General features: G+C 57.5%; 22 protein-coding genes and 1 pseudogene. 11 read left to right on the top strand and 12 right to left on the bottom strand.

What is annotated here, in order from left to right; translation table 11 throughout:
- Window positions 1-10 precede the first annotated feature (10 nt).
- Complete coding sequence (locus ACFOWX_RS12805) at window positions 11-673, bottom strand: EI24 domain-containing protein (RefSeq protein WP_381424720.1); 663 nt, start codon at window positions 671-673, stop codon at window positions 11-13.
- Between the two features lie 107 nt (window positions 674-780).
- Between ACFOWX_RS12805 and ACFOWX_RS12800 the strand changes: the two genes are divergently transcribed.
- Window positions 781-1,776 (top strand): adenosine kinase, encoded by a 996-nt coding sequence (locus ACFOWX_RS12800; RefSeq protein ID WP_381424718.1) that lies wholly within the window; start codon window positions 781-783, stop codon window positions 1,774-1,776.
- Here the strand turns inward: ACFOWX_RS12800 and ACFOWX_RS12795 are convergent.
- From ACFOWX_RS12795 to tsaD, 3 genes are read right to left on the bottom strand one after another with little or no spacing between them, the layout of a single operon-like run.
- A complete protein-coding gene (locus tag ACFOWX_RS12795) occupies window positions 1,773-3,311 on the bottom strand; it encodes a lipopolysaccharide biosynthesis protein (protein ID WP_381424716.1) in 1,539 nt (512 codons plus the stop codon). The genes ACFOWX_RS12800 and ACFOWX_RS12795 overlap by 4 nt on opposite strands.
- 48 nt (window positions 3,312-3,359) lie before the next feature.
- A complete protein-coding gene (locus ACFOWX_RS12790) occupies window positions 3,360-4,352 on the bottom strand; it encodes an NAD(P)H-dependent glycerol-3-phosphate dehydrogenase (protein WP_381424714.1) in 993 nt (330 codons plus the stop codon).
- Window positions 4,349-5,386 (bottom strand): tRNA (adenosine(37)-N6)-threonylcarbamoyltransferase complex transferase subunit TsaD, encoded by a 1,038-nt coding sequence (gene tsaD / locus ACFOWX_RS12785; RefSeq protein ID WP_381424712.1) that lies wholly within the window; start codon window positions 5,384-5,386, stop codon window positions 4,349-4,351. Before tsaD ends, ACFOWX_RS12790 begins: the two co-directional genes overlap by 4 nt.
- 60 nt (window positions 5,387-5,446) lie before the next feature.
- On the opposite strand from tsaD, the gene hemC reads away from it, so the two are divergent.
- Genes hemC through ACFOWX_RS12765 form a run of 4 tightly spaced genes read left to right on the top strand, consistent with a single transcriptional unit; the run spans window position 5,447 to window position 8,781 of the window.
- Window positions 5,447-6,388, top strand: coding sequence for a hydroxymethylbilane synthase (gene hemC / locus ACFOWX_RS12780; RefSeq protein ID WP_381424710.1), 942 nt, complete (start codon window positions 5,447-5,449; stop codon window positions 6,386-6,388).
- A 47-nt stretch (window positions 6,389-6,435) separates the two neighbouring features.
- Window positions 6,436-7,080: a uroporphyrinogen-III synthase gene (locus ACFOWX_RS12775; protein ID WP_381424708.1), complete on the top strand. Its 645-nt coding sequence runs from the start codon at window positions 6,436-6,438 to the stop codon at window positions 7,078-7,080.
- Between the two features lie 43 nt (window positions 7,081-7,123).
- A complete protein-coding gene (locus tag ACFOWX_RS12770; RefSeq protein ID WP_381424706.1) occupies window positions 7,124-8,032 on the top strand; it encodes a hypothetical protein in 909 nt (302 codons plus the stop codon).
- Between the two features lie 47 nt (window positions 8,033-8,079).
- The gene (locus tag ACFOWX_RS12765; protein WP_381424704.1) at window positions 8,080-8,781 is read left to right on the top strand and encodes an esterase/lipase family protein; all 702 of its coding nucleotides are present in this window, start codon (window positions 8,080-8,082) and stop codon (window positions 8,779-8,781) included.
- Window positions 8,782-8,810: 29 nt separating this feature from the next.
- Here ACFOWX_RS12765 and metW read toward each other — a convergent pair whose 3' ends face one another.
- From metW to metX, 4 genes are read right to left on the bottom strand one after another with little or no spacing between them, the layout of a single operon-like run.
- Window positions 8,811-9,404: a methionine biosynthesis protein MetW gene (metW, locus tag ACFOWX_RS12760; RefSeq protein WP_381424702.1), complete on the bottom strand. Its 594-nt coding sequence runs from the start codon at window positions 9,402-9,404 to the stop codon at window positions 8,811-8,813.
- Window positions 9,401-9,823, bottom strand: a complete 423-nt coding sequence (locus ACFOWX_RS12755) for a GNAT family N-acetyltransferase (RefSeq protein ID WP_381424700.1) — start codon at window positions 9,821-9,823, stop codon at window positions 9,401-9,403. Before ACFOWX_RS12755 ends, metW begins: the two co-directional genes overlap by 4 nt.
- On the bottom strand, window positions 9,820-10,251 hold the full coding sequence (locus tag ACFOWX_RS12750; protein WP_381425066.1) for a GNAT family N-acetyltransferase: 432 nt from the start codon (window positions 10,249-10,251) through the stop codon (window positions 9,820-9,822). The genes ACFOWX_RS12755 and ACFOWX_RS12750 overlap by 4 nt, the downstream gene beginning before the upstream one ends.
- Entirely contained in the window at window positions 10,251-11,369 is a 1,119-nt protein-coding gene (gene metX, locus ACFOWX_RS12745; RefSeq protein WP_381424698.1) for a homoserine O-acetyltransferase MetX, read from the bottom strand. Before metX ends, ACFOWX_RS12750 begins: the two co-directional genes overlap by 1 nt.
- 90 nt (window positions 11,370-11,459) lie before the next feature.
- Here metX and hisC point away from each other — a divergent pair, with 90 nt between their 5' ends.
- From hisC to ACFOWX_RS12730, 3 genes are all read left to right on the top strand, one after another.
- On the top strand, window positions 11,460-12,557 hold the full coding sequence (gene hisC / locus ACFOWX_RS12740) for a histidinol-phosphate transaminase (protein WP_381424695.1): 1,098 nt from the start codon (window positions 11,460-11,462) through the stop codon (window positions 12,555-12,557).
- Window positions 12,557-13,462, top strand: coding sequence for a prephenate/arogenate dehydrogenase family protein (locus tag ACFOWX_RS12735; RefSeq protein ID WP_381424694.1), 906 nt, complete (start codon window positions 12,557-12,559; stop codon window positions 13,460-13,462). The genes hisC and ACFOWX_RS12735 overlap by 1 nt, the downstream gene beginning before the upstream one ends.
- Before the next feature lie 201 nt (window positions 13,463-13,663).
- On the top strand, window positions 13,664-14,383 hold the full coding sequence (locus ACFOWX_RS12730) for a glycoside hydrolase family 16 protein (RefSeq protein WP_381424692.1): 720 nt from the start codon (window positions 13,664-13,666) through the stop codon (window positions 14,381-14,383).
- 61 nt (window positions 14,384-14,444) lie between these two features.
- On the opposite strand, the gene ACFOWX_RS12725 is transcribed toward ACFOWX_RS12730, so the two are convergent.
- Entirely contained in the window at window positions 14,445-15,242 is a 798-nt protein-coding gene (locus ACFOWX_RS12725) for a DUF4019 domain-containing protein (RefSeq protein WP_381424690.1), read from the bottom strand.
- A gap of 111 nt (window positions 15,243-15,353) precedes the next feature.
- On the opposite strand from ACFOWX_RS12725, the pseudogene ACFOWX_RS12720 reads away from it, so the two are divergent.
- Window positions 15,354-15,575 (top strand): annotated as a pseudogene (locus ACFOWX_RS12720) (ribbon-helix-helix domain-containing protein); the annotation flags it as partial.
- A gap of 69 nt (window positions 15,576-15,644) precedes the next feature.
- On the top strand, window positions 15,645-16,067 hold the full coding sequence (locus tag ACFOWX_RS12715; protein WP_381425064.1) for a GNAT family N-acetyltransferase: 423 nt from the start codon (window positions 15,645-15,647) through the stop codon (window positions 16,065-16,067).
- A gap of 22 nt (window positions 16,068-16,089) precedes the next feature.
- Here ACFOWX_RS12715 and ACFOWX_RS12710 read toward each other — a convergent pair whose 3' ends face one another.
- Window positions 16,090-16,821 carry an energy transducer TonB gene (locus tag ACFOWX_RS12710; RefSeq protein ID WP_381424688.1) on the bottom strand — a complete coding sequence of 244 codons (732 nt, stop codon included), beginning with the start codon at window positions 16,819-16,821 and terminating at the stop codon, window positions 16,090-16,092.
- A gap of 117 nt (window positions 16,822-16,938) precedes the next feature.
- Window positions 16,939-18,222 carry a UDP-N-acetylglucosamine 1-carboxyvinyltransferase gene (gene murA / locus ACFOWX_RS12705; RefSeq protein WP_381424686.1) on the bottom strand — a complete coding sequence of 428 codons (1,284 nt, stop codon included), beginning with the start codon at window positions 18,220-18,222 and terminating at the stop codon, window positions 16,939-16,941.
- Window positions 18,223-18,350: 128 nt separating this feature from the next.
- On the opposite strand from murA, the gene ACFOWX_RS12700 reads away from it, so the two are divergent.
- Window positions 18,351-19,199 carry an energy transducer TonB gene (locus ACFOWX_RS12700; RefSeq protein WP_381424684.1) on the top strand — a complete coding sequence of 283 codons (849 nt, stop codon included), beginning with the start codon at window positions 18,351-18,353 and terminating at the stop codon, window positions 19,197-19,199.
- Window positions 19,200-19,219: 20 nt separating this feature from the next.
- Here ACFOWX_RS12700 and ACFOWX_RS12695 read toward each other — a convergent pair whose 3' ends face one another.
- A complete protein-coding gene (locus tag ACFOWX_RS12695) occupies window positions 19,220-21,190 on the bottom strand; it encodes a polysaccharide biosynthesis protein (RefSeq protein WP_381424682.1) in 1,971 nt (656 codons plus the stop codon).
- Window positions 21,191-21,296: the final 106 nt, after the last annotated feature.

Raw genomic sequence — 21,296 nt, 5'->3', positions numbered from 1 at the left:
AATATGCGGTTCAAACAGGCTTTTTCAAATGGGCGAGATGGACCGCCATTGCGGTTGCTACAACCGGAACGAGCAGGTTGACAAGAGGCAGCAGCATCGCCGCAGTTCCAACCGCACCCAATAAGCCGCGCGAAACCCGGTCAAACGCAATTTGCCCCTTGCCATGGCGTGCCTCCAACATATCCTGCAAATCACGGCCGAGCAGCAATGAATTGACGAATAAAAACGCAATGCCCGTGCCCACCCCGGTAATCAGTAATAATAAGTAAAGCGGCGCAGCAAGCAGATTATAGCCGATCAACCGGCCCGCAGACCGCAGCGCCATTTTCCCGCTTTCCACCGCGCCCGGCCGTTTTGCCGACAGTACATGGGCGGGATAATGCCGCGCCTCGACCGCATCCACAATGTCGTCGGAAAAAAACCACAATACCGCAATCGCGATGGCCCGCCACAATAGCCAGCCGAATAGCACAGCGAATGCCACTGCACCGATCGCGGCGAGGCCATATATGTCCCATTGCCAATGGCTAAGGAGCCGGCCGAGCGCAAACCAGAAACCAACCGCCAAAAGGATAAAAAGCCCGGCGGTGATCGCCAGTGTTTTGAGCATCAGCGCGATGATCTTGCCATCGCTCACGCTTTGCAGGGACAGGGTGAAAGCCCGAAATATCATAAGCGTCTTCTATCGGCGCGTGCGGGCGCGTCAATGGGCATAAAGGCTTGCTGACAGGGCGGCAAATCTCTAGGGCGCGGCGAAAGATTTGCAAAATAGGAAATAAAATGACCGATCCGCGCTATGATATTCTCGCCATTGGCAATGCTATTGTTGATGTCATTTCGGAAACCAATGATGAATTTATCGCCTTGGAACAATTGACCAAGGGCGGGATGCAGTTGATCGATGCCGACCGGGCAACCTCCTTATATGACGCCATGGGGCCAGCACGCGAAATTAGCGGCGGATCGGCGGCCAATACGCTGGCGGGCCTATCGATGCTCGGCCATCAATGCGCTTTTATTGGCCAGGTCGCCGACGATCAATTGGGTCAGGTTTTTGCCCATGATATTCGCGCGACCGGTATCGATTTTGATGTGCCGCCGCTGGGCAAGCAGCCACCGACCGCTCGCTGCCTGATCCTTGTGACGCCCGATGCGCAGCGCACAATGAATACATTTTTGGGCGCATCGCAATTTTTGGCGGCCCATTTGGTGGATAAGGATTTGATCGCGTCGGCGGCAATCCTCTATCTGGAGGGATATCTATGGGATCCCGAAGAACCGCGCGCGGCGATGCGCAGCGCGATTGAACATGCCAAGGCGGCAGGACGCAAAGTGGCCTTCACTCTGTCCGATGCTTTTGTCATCGACCGTCACCGCGATGATTTTTTGCAGCTGATGAATGACGGCCTGATCGACATTTTATTCGCCAATGAAGTTGAAATTCGCTCGTTGCAGCAAAATGACGATTTTGAACTATCGGTCGCTGCGACCGCTGCCAAAGTGCCATTGCTCATCTGCACACGCGGCGAACATGGCGCGATTGCAGTGCAGGATGGAACCCGTTTTGAGGTGGCCGCCGAACCTGTTGCCCGGCTGGTCGATACAACGGGCGCAGGCGATTTATTTGCATCGGGCGTGCTAGCGGGCATTGCCGAAGGGCGGCCGATGGATCAATGCCTGACCATGGGAGCGGTATGCGCAGCGGAAATCATATCGCATTACGGCGCCCGTCCAGAGGCGGATATCAAGGCACTGGTCGAACAGAAACTGGGTTAAGCCGCAGCTTCTGGCTTTTCTTCTGCGCTGTTTTTTTCCTGTTTACGGAATAAAACCCGGTCATCCTCGCCAAATCCTCTGGTCCAGATGATGAAGGCATAGACAGCCAATATCGCCGGTATACCAATGGTCAGCTCCGCCCATTCGGGAATATAGGTCGCAGCAATGCCGACAATCGTGGCTGCGGCAACGGCCCACACCAATGCCCAGCGCCAGATGCTGATCGATTCGCCCAGAAGCCGCGATAATAGCCGCGCCTTAATCAGCGACCCAATGCCCAGCGACAGCATCAACGCCATGGCAACGGCAGCGGCCTGTGCAAGGCCGCGCGATTCGGCTTTTATACCCACCCAGTCCACGGCATGGATCAAAATCAGGCTCAGCACCACTTGCAGGCCGAGGGTAAAAAGCGAAATCAGCAAGTTGCGGTGCCGCGCCATATAGACGAGCGCTGCCTCGCTCACCACGGCTGTCGCGGCGGCAACCTCTGCGGCGAGCAGGAACACGACCGCGCCCGTACCGCCGACAAATTCCGGCCCGAACAGGCCCATCACCGCTTCGCCAGGTATACCCAGCGCCAGCGCGATTGCGGTTTGCGCCGCGATGATCCAGAAACCCACTTGGCCGACTTGCCGGGCGATGGCGCCATAATTTTTCTGTTTCAAATTGGCGGTGATAACCGGGCTCAAAATCGGATCAAAACTGGTTTTGAGCTTTTGCGGCAGGCTCGCAATCTGCTGCGCCGTATAATAAATCCCGGCAATTGCTGGCGTTGCAAATAGGCCAAGGATGAATAGGTCGAGCCGCCTGCTGCCCCATTCGGCGGCATCGGCGGCGGCCAGCGGCATATTGCGCCGCGCCACCATCACCAATGTTGCAGGTTTGGGCCGCCATCCCCAGGGCAGGCCATAGCTTTTGAAAAGCGGCCAAAATGCCGTCAGCATCGCCGCCAGCATCGACAGAATATAAGAGATGATCAACCCGTCACGCAGCGAATAAAATGGCATGAGCGGCAGCGCAAATAGCCCGGCCATGATGCTGATCGTCCAGGGTTCCACCACCGCCCGCGCGCGCACGGCAGAGGCAATGTCAAACCGGTAAGCAAGCGCCGCCAGCGCAATATCGGTGGCGACAATGGCGAAAATGACGATCGGCAGGAAACGATCAAAACCGTTAATCGCGCTATTGGGAAACATGATCTGCGGCACGGCGATCAGTAAAGCTGCGCCGATGGCCGATGCAATCATACCGACCAGCATCGCGTCGGCGACAATTTGCGCGGGCGGTTTTTCCTCGCGCGATAATATTTCCGCAAGCCCCCGGCGCAGGCCCAATGTCGCGAGCTGTGCCACAAATTCAACCGCTAGGACGGCAATGGCGAAACGGCCCAATGCTTCGGGCCCATAATAGCGCGTGCCGAGTATCAAAAAGGGGATACGCGCGGCCAAACGCAGCACGAAACCCAAAATATTGGTGCGGCCGCCCTTGGCTAAGGCGGCAATATCTTGATCATTGCTGGATGCTGCTGACGTCAATATCGTCCCCCTCGAAAGCCGGTGCTTAGCCCATATTGGTTGGGCTTGTCATCTTTCGGCTTTTAATGGTCTGGAAAGTAGAGCTTTTATGACCTCATTCACGTCTGCGCTGCCATCCAATAATCGGCATACCGCCGCCACGATCGGCATATCGGCGCCCAGCGCCTGCGCGGAGGCCAGCAGCACGGGCGCGGTTGCCGCGCCTTCCGCGACAGTGCGCCGACCGTTCAACAAATCCGCCGCCGATTGCCCTTGCCCCAATCCTTTGCCGAGCGAGAAATTACGCGAATTTTCCGATGAGCAGGTCAGCACCAAATCGCCCAGCCCCGATAGGCCAGCCAATGTTTCGGGCCGTGCCCCGCGGGCGATGCCATAGCGCTGCATCTCCGCAAATCCCCGCGCGATCAGCGACGCCCGGGCGTTCAGGCCCAGCCCTGCGCCGTCAACCACGCCGCAGCCTATGGCGAGCACATTTTTAACCGCCCCGCCAATTTCTGCGCCGATCACGTCATCAGTCCAATAAGGCCGGAAATATGGGGCCGCGACGGCTTGCGCCAATTGTTCACCCAAGGCTTCATGTTCGCAGGCCAACGTCATCGCCGCCGGTTTACGTGCAGCGACTTCATGCGCAAATGTCGGACCGGACAATATCGCAACCGGGTTAACCGGACGGACCTCGCGGGCAATATCGACCATTAACGCGCCGGTCCCCGCCTCAATGCCTTTGCAGCATAAAAGCAGCGGGCTGCGGATATCGGGCATGTTGGTCAAAAAATGGCGCAAATGCTGCGCCGGCGTGACGATCAGTAATATCGCACATCGGGCCAGATCATCCATATCGTTACTGGCCATGATAGAGGCGGGCAGGGGAATAGCGGGCAAATAATCGGCATTTTCATGTGCAGCGTTGATGGCAGCGACCAGCGACGGATCCCGCGCCCATAGCAGCGCCTTGCCATGAATATCGGCCATCACCGCGGCCAGTGCGGTGCCCCATGCGCCTGCACCCACGATGCCGACGGGATAGTCATAGCTGCTCATGCCTTTACCCCGGCACCGCGCGCGGCGGGCGCATCTGGATCAAGCGGCCAGCGGGGCCGCGCCGCCACGTCGAGCGGATCGGTCAGGCCTGCGGCAAAACGCTCTGCCCCGGCCCAAGCGATCATTGCGCCATTGTCGGTGCATAGCCATAGCGGCGGCGCGCAAAAGCGCATGGCATATTGCCCCGCCACTTGCTCCAGCATCGCACGTATGGCCATGTTGGCGGCAACGCCCCCTGCCACCACCAAAGCCGTAGGGCGCTCATCCATCCGCGACAGGCTGTAATGGAGCCGGTCGGACAGGCATTCCACCACTGCTGCTTGGAACGAGGCGGCAATATCTTCGGCGCGATACTGCCCCGATTCATGGGCGCGCAGCACCGCGCTTTTCAATCCGGCAAAGGAAAAATGCGGCTCATCTGCGCCTTTTAGCGGGCGGGGCAGCGGCACGGCAGCGCCGTTGCCTGATAAAGCCGCCTTTTCCACTGCTGGTCCGCCGGGAAAGCCAAGGCCCAATATCTTTGCGGTTTTGTCAAACGCTTCGCCCACCGCGTCGTCGATGGTAGTGGCCAACCGGTCATATTGCCCCACGCCGCGCACGCGCAGCAGCTGACAATGACCGCCCGATACCAGCAGCAGCATATAAGGAAAATCCAAATCGGGATCGACCAGCCGCGGCGACAGCGCGTGTCCCTCCAAATGGTTGACCGCGATCAACGGCTTTCCGCTGGCCATCGCCAATGCTTTGGCGGTGACGAGGCCGACCATCACCCCGCCAATCAATCCGGGGCCAGCGGTTGCGGCTATGGCGTCCAAATCATCCAGACGAACCCCCGCATCTGCAAGCGCCGTTTCAATCAGCGGCATCATCAAATCCGAATGAGCGCGCGCTGCAATTTCGGGCACAACCCCGCCAAAGGCGCGGTGATGATCCTCTTGCCCGGCAAGCGCGTGCGACAATATCGTCCGGTCGCTGCGGACAATAGCGGCTGCGGTTTCGTCGCAACTGGATTCAAGGCCTAAGATTAAAGTCATAAAGATACGGTCATATTCTGCGCTTCCCCAATAGCAGGTGCGGCGCTATGGACAAGCGGCATGACCGCTTATCCGCTCTTTACCGCCCAAAAACCGCTGCGTATTGGCACGCGCCGTTCCCCGCTCGCCATGGCGCAGGCGCAAATGGCCGCGTCAGCCCTGCGTTCGCGCCATGCCCTTGCCGAGGCGGCGGTGATATTGGTGCCGATATTGGCGAGCGGTGACAAAATTCAGGATCGGCCGCTCGCGCAATTGGGCGGCAAGGCATTATGGACGAAGGAGCTGGAGCGCGCTTTGTCCGGCGGTGATATTGATGTTGCGGTTCATTCGATGAAAGATGTCGAAACCGTCCGGCCTGCCGATTACCGGATTGGCGCGATGCTGCCCCGCGCCGATGTGCGCGACCGGATGGTGGGCGCGCCGTCCATCGCCGCGTTGCCGATGGGCGCGCATGTCGGGACATCCAGCCCGCGCCGCGCCGCGCAATTGCTCGCGCAGCGCCGCGACCTGAAAATCTCATCCATTCGCGGTAACGTTGCCACCCGTTTGTCGAAAGTGGAAAGCGGCGAATTTGACGCGACGTTGCTGGCGGCGGCGGGGCTTGACCGCCTGTCCCGGCCCGATACCGGCCATGCAATCGAGGTGGACCAAATGCTGCCCGCCGCATCGCAGGGCGCGGTGGGCATCGAGGCATTGGCGGCGCGGCAGGATCTGCAAACGATGTTGTCGGCGGTCAATCATGCCCCCACTTTTGCCTGCGTGATGGCTGAACGCGCTTTCCTGGAGGCGCTGGGCGGTAATTGCCATTCCCCGGTGGCGGCGCTCGCGGTGCAGCAGGGCGCAGAAATCTGGCTACGCGGAGAGATATTGTCCGATGATGGCAACGAAAAATATGCGGGCGATATTCGTTTTGTGCAAGGCGATGTGGGCGGGCCGCATAAATTGGCCGAGCAATTGCTGCGTGCCGCCAGTGACCGGGTGAAGGCATTATTCGGGGCCTAAAACTCCTGATTATCCGGCCGCAACCCGGCGCGGATGCGACCGCCAAATTGGCGGCGGATATGGATTTTGTGCCGGTGACGCTGCCGCTATTCCATATCGAGGCTTTGCCGTGGCACGTGCCCGATCCGGCCGCATATGACGCGCTGCTGATCACCAGCGCCAACGCAATTCATTTGGGCGGTGACGGGTTGGCGGCGCTCACATCGCTGCCGGTATATGCAGTTGGCGGCAAGTCGGCGCAGCGCGCGGCGCAGGCCGGATTCACCATCGCCGCCACAGGTGACACAGATTCGGCGCAGATTGCGGCGATGGCGGCGGCCAATGGCGCGGCCCGGCTCTTATGGCTATGCGGTAAAAACCGCACGGTGGTTGACCCGCCCGCTGGCGTGCATTTGGACAGCCGCATTATCTATGACGCCGCAAGGCTGCCTCCACCGCCGGATTTTGCGCAGCAGGTGCAGGACGCGGGTGCGGTGATGTTACATTCGCCCCGCGCTGCACGCTATTTTGCGCAGATATGCGCAGAGTTAGCGCTGGATAAATCCGCAGTGACCATCGCGGCTCTATCGGCCAATATCGCGAAAAATGCAGGTTCAGGCTGGGCAAAAATAATTATCGCCGCGCGCCCCTGCGACCGGCTCTTGCTCGCCAAAATAGCAAGCGACTTTACAAGCAGCACCTCTGGCCCCTAATACAGCGGTTAAGGGACGGCAAAAGCCGCATGAAGGGTAGCGAATGGATAATTACAGGCCACAAACGGGCGCCGCATCTGGCGGGATGAAAGCGCGATATATCGCGATATTCCTGCTGGCCGCATTTATCTGCGGCGGCATATTGACCGTTTGGGCGGCGCAGCGTTTCGAGTTATTCGGCACCACCGAAAAAGCCGCCGATGCCCCCGCGACGAAGCCTGAAGTCGCCGCCGAACCGGCCTTTAGCAGCCTGCCTGCTCCCATTGCACCGGCCAAAAATGCGGCGATGGATCAACAGGTTGATAATTTGGAAGCACGGCTGTCGCGGATCAATGCCGATGCGCAGGCCGCGTCGGGCAATGCCGCGCGGGCCGAAGCCATGCTGCTCGCTTTTGCCGCCCGCCGTGCGATTGATAGCGGCGCAGCGCTTGGCTATATTGAACCGCAATTGCAAAGCCGGTTTGGCGCGACCCAGCCTAAGGAAGTGGCCGCGATTGTTCAGGCCACCCGCACGCCAGTAACGCTTGATATATTGCGCGCCGAATTGGCATCGCAGGGCGATAGCTGGCTGGCGCAGGATGGTTTGACAACATGGGGCCGGATTCAAAAGGAAATGAGCGAGCTATTCGTCTTGCGCAAGGATACAACCCCGTCGCCTGCGCCCACGCGGCGATTGGAACGGGCGCGGCAATATACCGAGATGGGCAATATGGAAGCCGCGATCAAAGAGGTTGAAAAACTACCGGGTGCACGAGAGGCGTCTGGCTGGCTGGAAAAAGCAAGGCGCTATGTCAATGTCCGCAAGGCGCTGGACTCGATTGAACGCAGCGCATTGGCGCAGCCTGCCGATTTGATTGCCCCCAAATCGGCTGCACCCGCACCGCCTGTCCCCGCTGCACCGGCGGCAGGCGAAACCGGTGAAGAAAAAGCGGACAATATACCGGCACCTTGATTGCCGTAAATCTTTCATAAATCTGTAATGTTGTTATTAGCGATTCGATGATCGCAACCGCACCCTTGACTGAACCGGCCTATAAGGCACCGGCGCTCGGCCTGCTAATGCAGGAAGGCGGCGCTTTTGCTTATATGCGCATTGCCGCGACCTTTGGCGGGGCCGTGCCGCTTTCAGCACGCGGCAGCGGGCATAAGGTTATTGTTTTTCCTGGATTTATGGCATCCGACCAATCCACCGGACGGCTACGCCGATCATTGAATGCGGCCGGTTTTGACAGCCATGGCTGGGGCCTCGGGCGCAACCGGGGTGTCACCGCTGATATGCTTGCCCGGGTCCATGACAAAATCGGTTCGCTGGCAGGCGTGGGGCCTATCAGCTTGATCGGATGGAGCCTAGGCGGTTTGGTCGCACGGGAATATGCCAAATTATATCCCGAAAATGTGCGGAAAGTGGTCACTCTCGGTAGCCCCTTTTCCGGCGATCCGCGCGCGAATAATGCGTGGCGCGCCTATGAAGCCATTGCCGGACACAGTGTGGATAATCCCCCCATTCAAACGGTTTTGCATGAAAAACCCCCGGTTCCGACAATCGCATTCTGGTCACCCGGCGACGGGATTGTCGCGCCAGAGGCCGCCTGCGGCCTGCCGGGACAATCGGACCATCAAATCCGCTTGGATTGCCGTCATATGGATTTTGTCAGCAAACCCGCCGCCATTCAGGCTATAGCCGCCGCCTTGGCCGAATGAGCAGCGCCAGAACGCGCTAGGCCCTGACCCTAATCCTTTTTCAACAGGAATACCGCATGTTCCGCCAGCAAATTGGCCATCCGGCCGCTGCGTTGCCGGTTGCCTGATAAGAACCACGCGCCGGTCACGCTCACCTCCCTATTTTGCAGGAAAGCGCGGAAATCGTCGATGCTGGTATGGTGAATATTGGGCGTTTCATACCATAGCGCGGGCATATGCGGTGTCACCGGCATCCTCCCGCCCGCGAGCAACGACGCGCGCACCCGCCAATAGGCAAAATTGGGGAAAGAGACAAAAGCCTGCCGCCCGATACGCAGCAAATGGTCAAGCACCAGATCGGGCCGCATCGTCGTCTGCAATGTCTGGCTCAATATCGCATAATCGAAACATTTGTCGGGATAATCGGCAAGGTCGCGGTCGGCATCCCCCTGCACCACCGGCAGGCCGCGTGCGACCGCTTGTGCGACATTGGCCGGATCAATTTCCAGCCCGCGGGCATCGGCATGGCGGTGATCGCGCAGCGCCGCCATCAACGCCCCATCGCCGCAGCCAACATCCAATATCCGCGCACCATCGGCAACATTGCGGGCGATAATGGCAAGATCAGGGCGTAGCTTAGTCATTTGAAAGCATCCGGAAAATCAAGTTTCATCGCCCGTTCGGGATTGTCCAATGGTTGCCAGCCTGTGCGGGCATATACCTCATGCGCATCGCGGGTGAATAATATCCAGCGGCGCAATCCCTGCAGACGGGGGTGGGCTTGCAAGGATAGAAGCATGGCATGGGCCAAGCCTTTGCTTCGATGTTCCTTGAGCACATAGACATCGGCTAGATAAGCAAAGACCGAATAATCAGAAACCACGCGTGCCATCGCCACTTGTTCACCATTAAAATAAATGCTTACGCACAGGCTGTTCTCGATAGCGGTTTCAATTTTTGCCAAAACAATGCCGGGTGACCAATAGCTGTGGGTCAAATAGGCATGGGCTGCGACCGGATCAGCCCCATCACGCAGTTCATATCCGGCGGGTAAAAGGATCATGTGATGCCCCGCAAGCGCGCGGCATAATCAGGGGCCAGCCGCTCCATGAAAATATCGGCACGGATTAGGCTGTGAAAACCGATTTTGCTGTATACTTCATGCGCATCGGCGGTGACCAAGGATATACGGCGGATACCGGTAAAGCTGGGATGTTGGATAAACCAGTTAACCATTTTTTGGCCAAGTCCCTGCCTGCGCGCAGGTTCATCAATCCATACATCGGCAATCCAGGCAAATGTTGCATAATCGGTAATCGCGCGGGCAAAGCCAATTTGTTCATCACCGGAATATGCGCCCAACGCGTGCGATCCATTAATCGCCTTTTCCACTAAACTGCGTTCTATACCCGGTGACCAATAGCTGCTGGCCAGCCAGCCATGGATTTTGTCCAATTGCAGCCGAGCCGGTGTATCATCCAATTCAACCATCATACCCCCGCCCTTAAAAAACCATCGACGATGCGGTTCATGTCCGGCGCGTCGATCAAGAATGCGTCATGGCCAAAGGGGCTGGATAGCTCGACAAAGCTAACCGGCGCGCCGGCGGCGTTGAGCGCATGGACGATGCGGCGGGATTCGGCGGTGGGATAGAGCCAGTCGCTGTCAAAACTGATCAGGCAAAAACGGGTCTGGCTGCCCCGAAATGCAGCGGACAGGTTGCCGCCATGCGCCTCGGCCAGGTCGAAATAATCCATCGCTCTGGTGATATAGAGATAGCTGTTGGCATCAAACCGGTCGACAAAACTGATCCCTTGATGGCGCAGATAGCTTTCAATCTGAAAATCGGCGTCAAAGCCAAAGCTTTTGGCGTCGCGGTCCTGCAAATTGCGGCCAAATTTTTCGGTCAATCCGGCTTCGGACATATAGGTGATATGCGCCGCCATCCGCGCCACCGACAATCCTTTGGCAGGCGGGGTGTCATCGCCATAATAATCGCCGCCGCGCCAATAGGGATCGGCCATAATGGCTTGGCGGCCAACCTCATGAAAGGCGATATTTTGCGCGCTATGCCGGGCGGCAGAGGCGATCACCACCGCGCTGCGCACCCGCTGCGGATACAGGCTGGCCCAACACAGCGCCTGCATCCCGCCCATCGACCCGCCGACCACCGCCGCCAGCGTGTCTATGCCCAAATGGTCGAGCAATATCGCCTGCGCCCGCACCATATCGGCGATGGTGATCACCGGAAAATCCATGGCATATGGCTCGCCCGTGCCGGGATCAATGCTGGCCGGACCGCTGCTGCCCATACAGCTGCCCAGCACATTGATGCACAGGACGCAGTAACGGTCTGTATCAATCGGTTTGCCGGGGCCAACCATATTCACCCACCAACCATCCTTGCCCGTAACCGGATGCGTGCTGGCGACATATTGGTCCATGGTCAGCGCGTGGCAAATCAGTATCGCGTTGCTTTTATCGGCATTCAGCTCGCCATAGCTTTCATAGGCAAAATCAAGCGGGGCAAAGGCGGCGCCATTGTCCAGCTGCACCGGCCCCATCAGCCTTACGCCCTTGTTCAATCCGAAACGTTCATCCGCGCCCATGTCCAATCCATTATCAGGCCAAGGCGGCGATACAATAGAATATTGGATTAGAATATTGGATTCCTGTGCAATCACGGCTATGCCGCCGGCATGACTATACCCAAGCCCAAAGACTATATTTCGGCGATCCATGCCTATACGCCCGGCAAGGCAAAGGCCGATGATGGCCGCGCGCTGATCAAATTATCGGCCAATGAAAACCCATTGGGATGCAGCCCTCATGCCAGCGCGGCGCTCGCGGCACAGGCCGGCGGCGTGGCCCGCTATCCCGATCCGGGAAGCGGCGCATTAAGAGCAAAGCTTGCCGAAACCTATGGGCTTGAGGCGGAACGGATCGTGTGCGGCACGGGATCGGACGAGCTGCTGAACCTGATCGCGGCGGGCTATGCCGGTTTGGGGGATGAGATTATCCATGTCCGCTATGGCTTTTCTGTTTATGAAATTGCAACGCGCAAAATTGGCGCCGAAGTTGTTATGGCACCGGACGCGAATTATGCGACCGACGTCGATGCGCTGCTCTCGTTGGTGAATGAAAAGACGCGGCTGGTCTATCTTGCCAACCCCAACAATCCCACGGGAACCTATACACCCGATAGCGAGATTGAGCGGCTGCATGCCGCATTGCCATCCGATGTCATATTGGTTTTGGATCAGGCTTATGGCGAATATCTGACCAATGATGGCCCTGCGGCTTTTGACCTTGCTCGCCGCCACGACAATGTGCTGGTCACGCGGACCTTTTCGAAAATTTACGGCTTGGCCGCCGAACGCATAGGCTGGGCCTATGGCGCGAGCGGGATGATCGACACGCTCAACCGGATACGCGGGCCGTTTAATGTGACAAGCGCGGGCCAGGCTGCCGCCATTGCGGCGCTGGCCGATCAGGATTTCGTGGTGAAGAGCCGGGAGCATAATACCAAATGGCTCGCATGGATGAATGATCAAATCGCATCGCTGGCCAATCACGGCCTGCGCGCCATTCCGTCGGCGGCGAATTTTGTGCTGGTGATATTTGACGGCGCTGTATCCGCCGAAACCGCCGACCGCGAATTGATAGAGGCAGGCTATGTCGTGCGGCGGCTTGCCGGACAAGGACTTGGTCATGCGCTGCGTATCACGATCGGGACCGAAGAGGAAAATCGCGGTGTCATGAACGCGCTGCGGGCGATATTGGAACGTGCGCGCTGATGCTGCCTTTCGCTCGGATCACCATCATCGGCCTTGGCTTGATCGGCTCGTCCGTTGCCCGCGCGATTAAGGCGAATATGCCCACGGTGCGGGTCACCGGCTATGACAGTGATACAGGTGTGCGCGAACGGGCCCGGCCGCTTGGCTTTTGCGATGACATTGCAGGTCATGCCGGGACCGCCGTCATAGATGCCGACCTCGTGCTGCTCGCCGTGCCGGTGGGCGCTATGGGCGCGGTCGCGGCAGAATTTGCCGCTGATTTGCCCGCAGATGCAGTTGTCAGCGATGTCGGCAGCTGCAAACAAAGCGTGCTGAGCGCGCTTTCCGCTGCGTTGCCGGGCGCAGTTATTATCCCGGCGCATCCCGTGGCGGGCACCGAAAAAAGCGGTCCAGAGGCCGGGTTTGCTACGCTGTTTCAAGGGCGCTGGTGCATTTTGACACCGCCCGCCGACGCGCCGAGCGCCGCGACCGAAAAGCTGCGCATTTTTTGGCAACGGCTGGGCGCGGATGTCGAGATTATGGACGCGCGGCATCATGATATGGTGCTCGCCATCACCAGCCATTTGCCGCATTTGATCGCCTATACCATTGTCGGCACCGCCGATGATTTGGGCGAGGTAACGCAAAGCGAAGTGATTAAATATAGCGCCGGGGGTTTTCGCGACTTTACCCGGATTGCCGCGTCCGATCCCGTGATGTGGCGCGATGTGTTTTTGTCGAATAAGGAAGCGGTGCTGGAAATGCTGCAACGGTTCAGCGAGGATTTGACCGCGCTGCAACGGGCAATCCGTTATGACAAGGGCGAGGATTTAGAGGCGTTGTTCACCCGCACCCGCGATATTCGCCGCTCAATCGTGGAACAGGGGCAAGATGACGATGCGCCCGATTTCGGACGGAAGCATTAGAGCGGTAGAGCGAAAGGCTACAGGCTTTCCATAAATGCGGCAGAATCCACTGCCGTCATTATATAATAACTCTTTCGCCTCGATATTTGTCACAAAACTGCAAAAATAGATTTGACAACCTTGTCATATTTCGCGATTACGGCGCACCGGTTCATTTTTTGAGGAGATTTGGCCGGTTCTTGAAAAATGAGGAGAGAGAATATGCGTATATCGAAAAAATGCGTCACTGCCGCGCTTGTCGCCATGACAACGATGTCATCAACGGCTTTCGGGCAAGCGCTGCTGGTCGATGATTTTTCGGGAACGGGCGGTCCTGATTCAACAAAATGGACCGTATCGACACAGAATAATGGTTCGCCCTTCGGCTGCACCTTTGCCACGAGCGAAGTTTGGAAAAGCGGTGGGAATTTGATTTTGAACGTCAACCCAAACACCGACAAATGCGCCGAAGTCAAAAGTGTGAAGTCCGATTTCAAATATGGCAAATATCTGGTCCGCGTGACGCCCAGCACCTTTGCCGGCGGAAATACCAGCTTTTTTCTTTATACGGGCACCACTGGCGGGGCCACCAACCATTATGAAATTGACATAGAAATCATCAACGGCGGCAAGACATTGCATACCAATTATTTCGTCAAAGGCAGCGATAATGGCGGCAAAAATGTGAAGCAGTTCAACCTTGGCGCTGGCCTAGTGCAATTGGGTTTTGAATGGCGGGCAAATACCATCCGCTGGTTTTGGGTCGGATCGGACGGGAAAGAGAATAATTACCGCACCGCCAATGTTTCCATCTCCAACAATATGAACCTGTTCATGAACCATTGGTATAGCGACAACAGCGCCTCCGGCGTCGGCTTTTTGGGCGAACATACCGGCGGCGGCGGTCAGGCCAAATATGACAAGGTTGAAGTGTACAAATAAGCGCGCGTCACTGCGTCTCTATGAGCGCCGGATCACCATGCCGGCGCTCCTTTTTTTTGCCCTATAGCTGACCATCAAAATTCAGCCAATATCCCACCACTCGCCATTTTCCGTCCTCTTGGCTTAGCGCAAGCGTCTCCACCGTGTCGGGCTTTGCCGCAAATTGCGTGCGGAATTTCACCATTTCATATCCAGACGGCGGGGCGGGGACAAATTCCTGCGACTGAAATGTCCGCGATAATGTCGCGCCCAATTTCGGCTGCACCGATTGGGCCACCTCGGCAAATTTTTCCTTCGTATTTTGCTCCCGAAATTGTTTCCCACTGGCTGCGTAAGTCGCGGCCCAATCATGGGCGTCGACCAGCGCGAGCCATTGCCGCGCCGCCAATATGGTTTCATTTTCGGTTGCGGCGGCCGGAGTGGCTACGTCCTGCGGCGCGGTTTGGGCGGCCTTATCTGCACTTGCCGGCAATGTTTCCGGCGACAGCGTGGTTAAGGCAAATGCGGCTAAAATGAATGACATGGTCAAACCTCCTATGATCGCAAGGGAAAGCATATGGCCCGGTTTCCTTGCGCCACCGGGCAGCGCCATATCTGCGGCATCGGCAGCGTTATTGGCTTCCCCTATTATCTTGTCCGCAACATTTTGGGGGGTGTTGCCCTCGGCCTTTAAGAGCTGACGCGCGGCTTCGCGGCTGCTCGATACCGCCATTTTCTGCCGCGCATTGCGCAGCCGTTCATTCACCGTATGGACCGATAATTCAAAATGCCGCGCAATGGATTTGGCATCATACCCGCGCAGTAACAGGCGCAACGTATCCTTTTCCTTATCGGTAAGTGATTGATAACCGTCCGCCATGATCGCACTCGCTCTGTTGGAAACTGGACGCAGAGTTTAGGATGCTGAACCGCTGCTATCCACCCCAAAAATTTTGTAGGCTTTTGCCAGTGGCGGCAATAGATACGCGCTATGGCCGATCATTATCACCCCCCCGTCAAACGCAGCGTGACCATAAACGGGCATCAAACTAGCATCAGCCTGGAGCCGCTATTTTGGGATATGCTGAAATCCGCCGCTGAGGCCCGCGGAATAGCGGTCAATGCATTGGTCGCGCAGATTGACGCCGAACGCATCAAAAGCGCAACCCCGCCGGGGCTGGCAAGCGCGGTGCGGGTTTGGTTGGTGGCGAAACAGGGCGCAGCGGCAGGGCCGCGTCTGCGCTGGGCCGCAAAGTCCGATTACCCTGCCTTGGGCCAGATCATGTATGATGCCGTCCACGCGTTGCCCAGCCCGTATAGTGAAGCGCAGCGCCGCGCATGGATGCCGGAGCCAAGGCAGGGCGATGAATGGAATGCGCGGCTTTGCCGCCAGCATATCGTCATTGCGGATATAGCGGGCCATACCGCCGGATTTATGAGTCTGGAGCCGCAGGATGATGCGTCACTAGGCTATGTCGATTTCGCCTATATCTTGCCGCAGTATCGCGGGCAGGGTATTTTCGCGGCGCTCTATGGCTGGATAGAAGCGCGGGCGCTCGGCGCAGGGATTACGCGGCTGACCACCCATGCCAGCCTCGCCGCGCGGCCCGCCTTTGAAAGGGAGGGATTTACGGTAACGCAGGAAGAGACGGTTACGATCGGCGCGGAGCAGCTAAGGCGCTTTGCGATGACGAAGAAGATTTAAGAGCTGCGCCTGAGAGCTGCGCCTAAAAGACTTTTCTGACAATCTTGGCATCGACATGCGCCAGAAAATAGCGCATTCCCTTTTTGTCAGAGAGCAACCCTAACTGATCTTCACCCAAGGGGTTAAACCGGGCGTTATTTTTAATTTGCTCGCAATTTGCTTGGTTCTTAAACGCAGCTGAGGGTTGAGGATAAGGGCTATGCCTATCTTCGCGAGTGCATTTGACCACTGTGCCCGTCTTATCGACCGTTAGCTTCACCAAAATTTGGACTTTTTGGTATTTTTCATCGGGCTTTAACTGATAACTCGATTCATTCATCCAAGCATTATTGCGGACCCAACTGGCCGGTGCATTTGCTGGCGTCGCCGGATAATCTACCGTATTTCCTGCATTCGTGACGCTTCCGACATTATTCGGGATGGCCCAAGCAACTGCGCTATTATAACTTCCTTCAATTGGATTACCCAGATCATCCAACGCAGGCTGTAACCGGGCACGCCTCGTGACATTGTTGCAAGCGGTTTCATCCAATATTTGAACACCGCTGGAACGGGTAATCGCGCATTGCGTGATCTTCCCCGATTTTTCGACCGACAGAGAAAAGAAGGTTTTGCCTTGCAATTCCTCACGCAAAGCAAGAATCGGATAATCATTCGTCATCACCCATCGGCCCGGATTGCTGATAGGTGTAACAGGCCGCCTTTGGTCCGGTATTTCCACGGTGCAATAGGGGGTGCATTCCGATTTGGTCATCACAGGGCGCGGCGCGGGGGCGGGCGGCGCCGGTGGCCTTGGCGGCATATCTGTTGTGTCTTGCGATATAACCGCCATCAAATATATAAAAATAGGCAGTTTATCATTCATACTATCTCAATCCGCCCCCACACGCTCCACGTCTGCGCCGACCATGGCCAGCTTTTCCTCCAGCCGCTCGTATCCTCGGTCGAGATGGTAGAGCCGCGACACTTCGGTTTCGCCCTCGGCGACTAGACCTGCCATCACCAGGCTCATCGAGGCGCGCAGGTCGGTGGCCATGACGGGGGCGCCGGTGAAGCCTTTGATGCCATGGACAATCGCGGTGCGGCCCTTGGTTTCGATATGCGCGCCCATGCGGTTTAGCTCGGGCACGTGCATATAGCGGTTTTCGAATATCGTTTCGGTCAGCACACTGGTGCCCTCTGCCATGCACAGCATCGCCATAAACTGCGCCTGCATATCGGTGGCAAAGCCGGGATAGGGCGCGGTGGTCAGCGTGATCGCGCGCATTTTGCCCTGTGCCGCAACGCGCAGGCCATTTTTGGTTTCTTCAACCAGCACGCCCGCTTCGCGCAACGCGGCGACGGTCGCGCCCATTTCTTCCTCATTCGCGCCGAGCAGTTCAACGTCACCCCCGGTCATCGCTGCGGCGCAGGCATAGCTGCCCGCTTCAATCCGGTCGCTCATCACGCGGTAGGTCGCGCCGTGCAGCCGGTCTTTGCCGTGGATGACCAAATTGCCGCGTCCGATATTCTCAATCTCCGCCCCCATCGCGACCAGCAGATTGCACAGATCGACAATCTCCGGCTCGCGCGCCGCATTTTTCAGCTCACAGGTGCCCTTGGCCAAGACGGCGGCCATGATCGCATTTTCGGTCGCGCCCACCGACACAACGGGGAAAGTAAATTTGCCGCCGGGAAGGCCGCCCGATGGCGCGGTCGCCTTCACATAACCTGCGGCGACTTCAATCTTTGCGCCAAACGCTTCCAACGCTTTCAAATGCAGGTCGATGGGCCGGTTGCCGATGGCACATCCGCCGGGCAGCGATACGGTCGCCTCGCCCGTGCGGGCCAGCAATGGCCCGAGCACCAGGATGGACGCGCGCATTTTGCGCACCAGATCATAGGGCGCGACATTGCTGGTCATCCGGGTGGCTTGCAGCGTCATCACCCGGCCGAAATCTTCGGGGCGCGCGCCCGCGATGCTGGTCGATACGCCAAACTGGTTCATCAAATGCTGAAACCCGTCAATATCCGCAAGGCGGGGCAAGTTGCGCAGCGTCACCGGCTCGTCGGTTAACAAGGCGCAGGGCAGCAGGGTAAGCGCGCTGTTTTTTGCGCCGCTGATCGGGATTTGGCCTTTAAGCGGGTTGCCGCCGCGTACGATTATCTTGTCCATCGCCTGTATTTAGCGGGATTCAGCGCCCGTGCAAGTGGCCGTAAAAACAAGCGTTCATATCGCGCTTTACCGCATCGATTCGCGGCGGTGCTTGTAACGATAAACGGCTTGGGTTATTCGCGGGCGATATGAAGATATCACCCCTGATTTTGGCGGCTGCCTTGCTCGCCATCCCCCTATCCCCCGCCGCCGCCCGCGATTGGGGCAATGTCAGCGGCTGGTATGTCAGCAGCGGCGAAAATAGCTGCGGCCTATATTCCAGCGAATTTGCAGGACCTGGAACAGAGGTCGTGATTTTGAAACGGCTGGATGGGAATATCTATCTTCAGGCGAATAATCTCAGCTGGGCATTGGGCAATGGGTGGGAGGCATCGACCCGCATCGAAATTGACGGGCAAAGCTATGGCGGGGTGATGAATGTCGCGCCGCTTTCCGCCTATCCCGGCCGGGGTATGATCATCGTTTTCAGCAGCGATTTGGAAGCCGATTTGCGCCGGGGCAAAAGGCTTTCCATCACCGTAAACGGCCTGACGCTCGCCGATATATCGCTTGGCGGCAGTTCGGCTGCGCTGGCGGTGGCGCAAAGCTGCCTTGACGAGCTGCGCAGCGGAGGCTCGGGCTCTACCGCAAGCGCCAGCACGGCGGCGGCATCGGCGGGGTTTGAAACCATTTCCGCAGCCGCTGTTACCGAAGCAAAGCCAAAGGGTAGCCCAGGCAGCTGGATTGAAATGCGCGATTATCCTAGCAGCGCCCTGCGCGACCGGCGCGAAGGCACGACATCCTTTCGCCTGACCATCGGGTCAGATGGCCGGGTCGACAATTGTGAGATAACCAGCAGCAGCGGCCATGCCGATCTGGATGCAGCGACCTGCACCGCCATGACCCGCCGCGCCCGTTTTACCCCCGCACGCGGCGCAAACGGCTTGGAAACCACCGGCAGCTATGACAGCCGGGTGGTATGGAAAGTGCCGGGGTAAGCGGGTTTAAGGGTCAGGCCCTAACTGGCTTTACGCAAACCGCCTTCATATTTTGCTTTAATCGGTGCTCGCGGGCTTTTGCGACGTTCCAACATGACCCAGTCGGCCATTTCACTATCGGGGGTATAATCGCTCACCAGCATTTTCAGGTTGTCGCGGACCATCTGAGCGTCATGCGCATTCAAGGCGCGGATCAGGCTATCCAGCCCGATTTGCAGCGCGCCTATCGGCAGAAATATCTCATTGGCTTTCATAATCCGTTTGTGGCTTGTGGGTTCGGGATTATTGCCGATCAATAATTCTTCATATAATTTTTCGCCGGGACGCAGGCCGACTGTCTCAATCTCTATTTCTCCATCCGGATTATCGGCATCACGCACGGTCGAACCAGATAGTTCAATCATTTTGCGGGCAAGGTCGATGATCTTCACCGGTTCACCCATATCGAGCACAAATACTTCCCCGCCGACGGCCATCGCGCCGGCTTGGATGACCAGCTGTGCTGCTTCGGGAATGGTCATGAAATAGCGGGTAATCTCCGCATGGGTCAGCGTTACCGGACCGCCGCGCTTAATCTGTTCGCGAAACAGCGGCACGACCGAACCGCTGCTGCCCAGGACGTTGCCAAAACGGACCATGGAAAAACGGGTATTGGGCTTTTCCGCCGCAAGCGCCTGTAACGCCATTTCGGCTAACCTTTTGCTGGCCCCCATCACGTTGGTGGGGCGCACGGCTTTATCGGTGCTGATCAAAACAAAATCTGAAACACCGGCCTGCGCAGCGGCGCGGGCGGCCGTGATGGTTCCAAAAACATTATTATGCACCCCTTGCGCCGGATTATGTTCGACCAGCGGGACATGTTTATAGGCGGCCGCGTGATAGACCGTGTCGGGCACCCATGTTGTCATAATGCTTTCCATCCGCGCGGCGTCAATTACATTGGCGAGCAATGGCCGTATTTGCGTTTCCAGCTTGGCTATCTGACGTTGATGCTCGAGCTCCCCATGAATGGCATATAGGTTATATTCATTCATATCCGCCAGCAATAAGGAGGCGGGGTTTAACCACAAAATCTGGCGGCATAGCTCGCTGCCAATCGATCCGCCCGCGCCGGTGACCAGCACGGTTTTGCCGGCAATATTTTTGGACAGCAATGTGGCATCGGGCACGACGGGATCGCGGCCCAGTAAATCCTCAATGTCTAACTCGCGCAAATCGTTCACCGTCACTCGGCCCTGCGCCAAATCATTCAGGCCAGGCAGCGTGCGGACCGCAACCGACGTGCCGCGCATCCGTTCGACGATTTCATTGCGGCGTTTACGTGACAGAGTCGGAAGGGCGAGCAACACATCGTCAATTTTCAGCGCGGCAAATAATCCGGGCAGGTCATAGCCGGCATAAATTTTATGCCCCGCCAATATGCTGCCGCTTAAGGCCGGATTGTCGTCGATAAAACCTATGATTTTTAGCTCGCTGCTACCCGACAGTGCGGCGGCCAACTGCCGCCCGGAGGTACCTGCGCCATAAATAAGTACACGGCTGCGCGCCTCTCTATTCACTATCGCATCATAAGCGCCGCCGAGCCAGAAACGGACAAAAGCACGCGATCCGCCAATGGCCAAGAACAATAATATGGGCTGGATCAAACCCACAGTGCGCGGCACCGTCGCGAAGCTATATAGCGTAAAGATAGCGGCATAGATAATGCCATAAATCATCGCGGCCATGGCCGCAGCGGCAAGCGCGGACGAACCAGAATAGCGGAAAATCGCTCGGTATAATCCGCATCGGATGAAGATGGGAATGGCGATGATCGGCGCGGCGATAATCGATGCCCATTGCACGCCGGCCGGCCATGTCCATTGCCCCAAGCGCAAATAATAAGCGACGATAACCGTCGCCATACATAGGCATATATCAAGCGATAGCGCCGCAGCTCGTTTGTTTCCGCGCGAAATACCCAATAATCTGTCGACCACATTCCGGCCCATGGAACAGCCCCTATTTACAGGCATTCCATTGTTAAACGGACATGGTAAATGAGTTGTTAACGCGCCCTACGGCCAGCAACTCCAGCATCGCGGGTAAAGTCTACGC

It is taken from the genome of Sphingorhabdus arenilitoris, from assembly GCF_042651485.1.
Taxonomy (GTDB): Bacteria; Pseudomonadota; Alphaproteobacteria; order Sphingomonadales; family Sphingomonadaceae; genus Sphingorhabdus_B; species Sphingorhabdus_B arenilitoris.
Note: the sequence above shows the minus strand (reverse complement) of the source record. Positions and strands in the feature narration are given on the sequence as shown.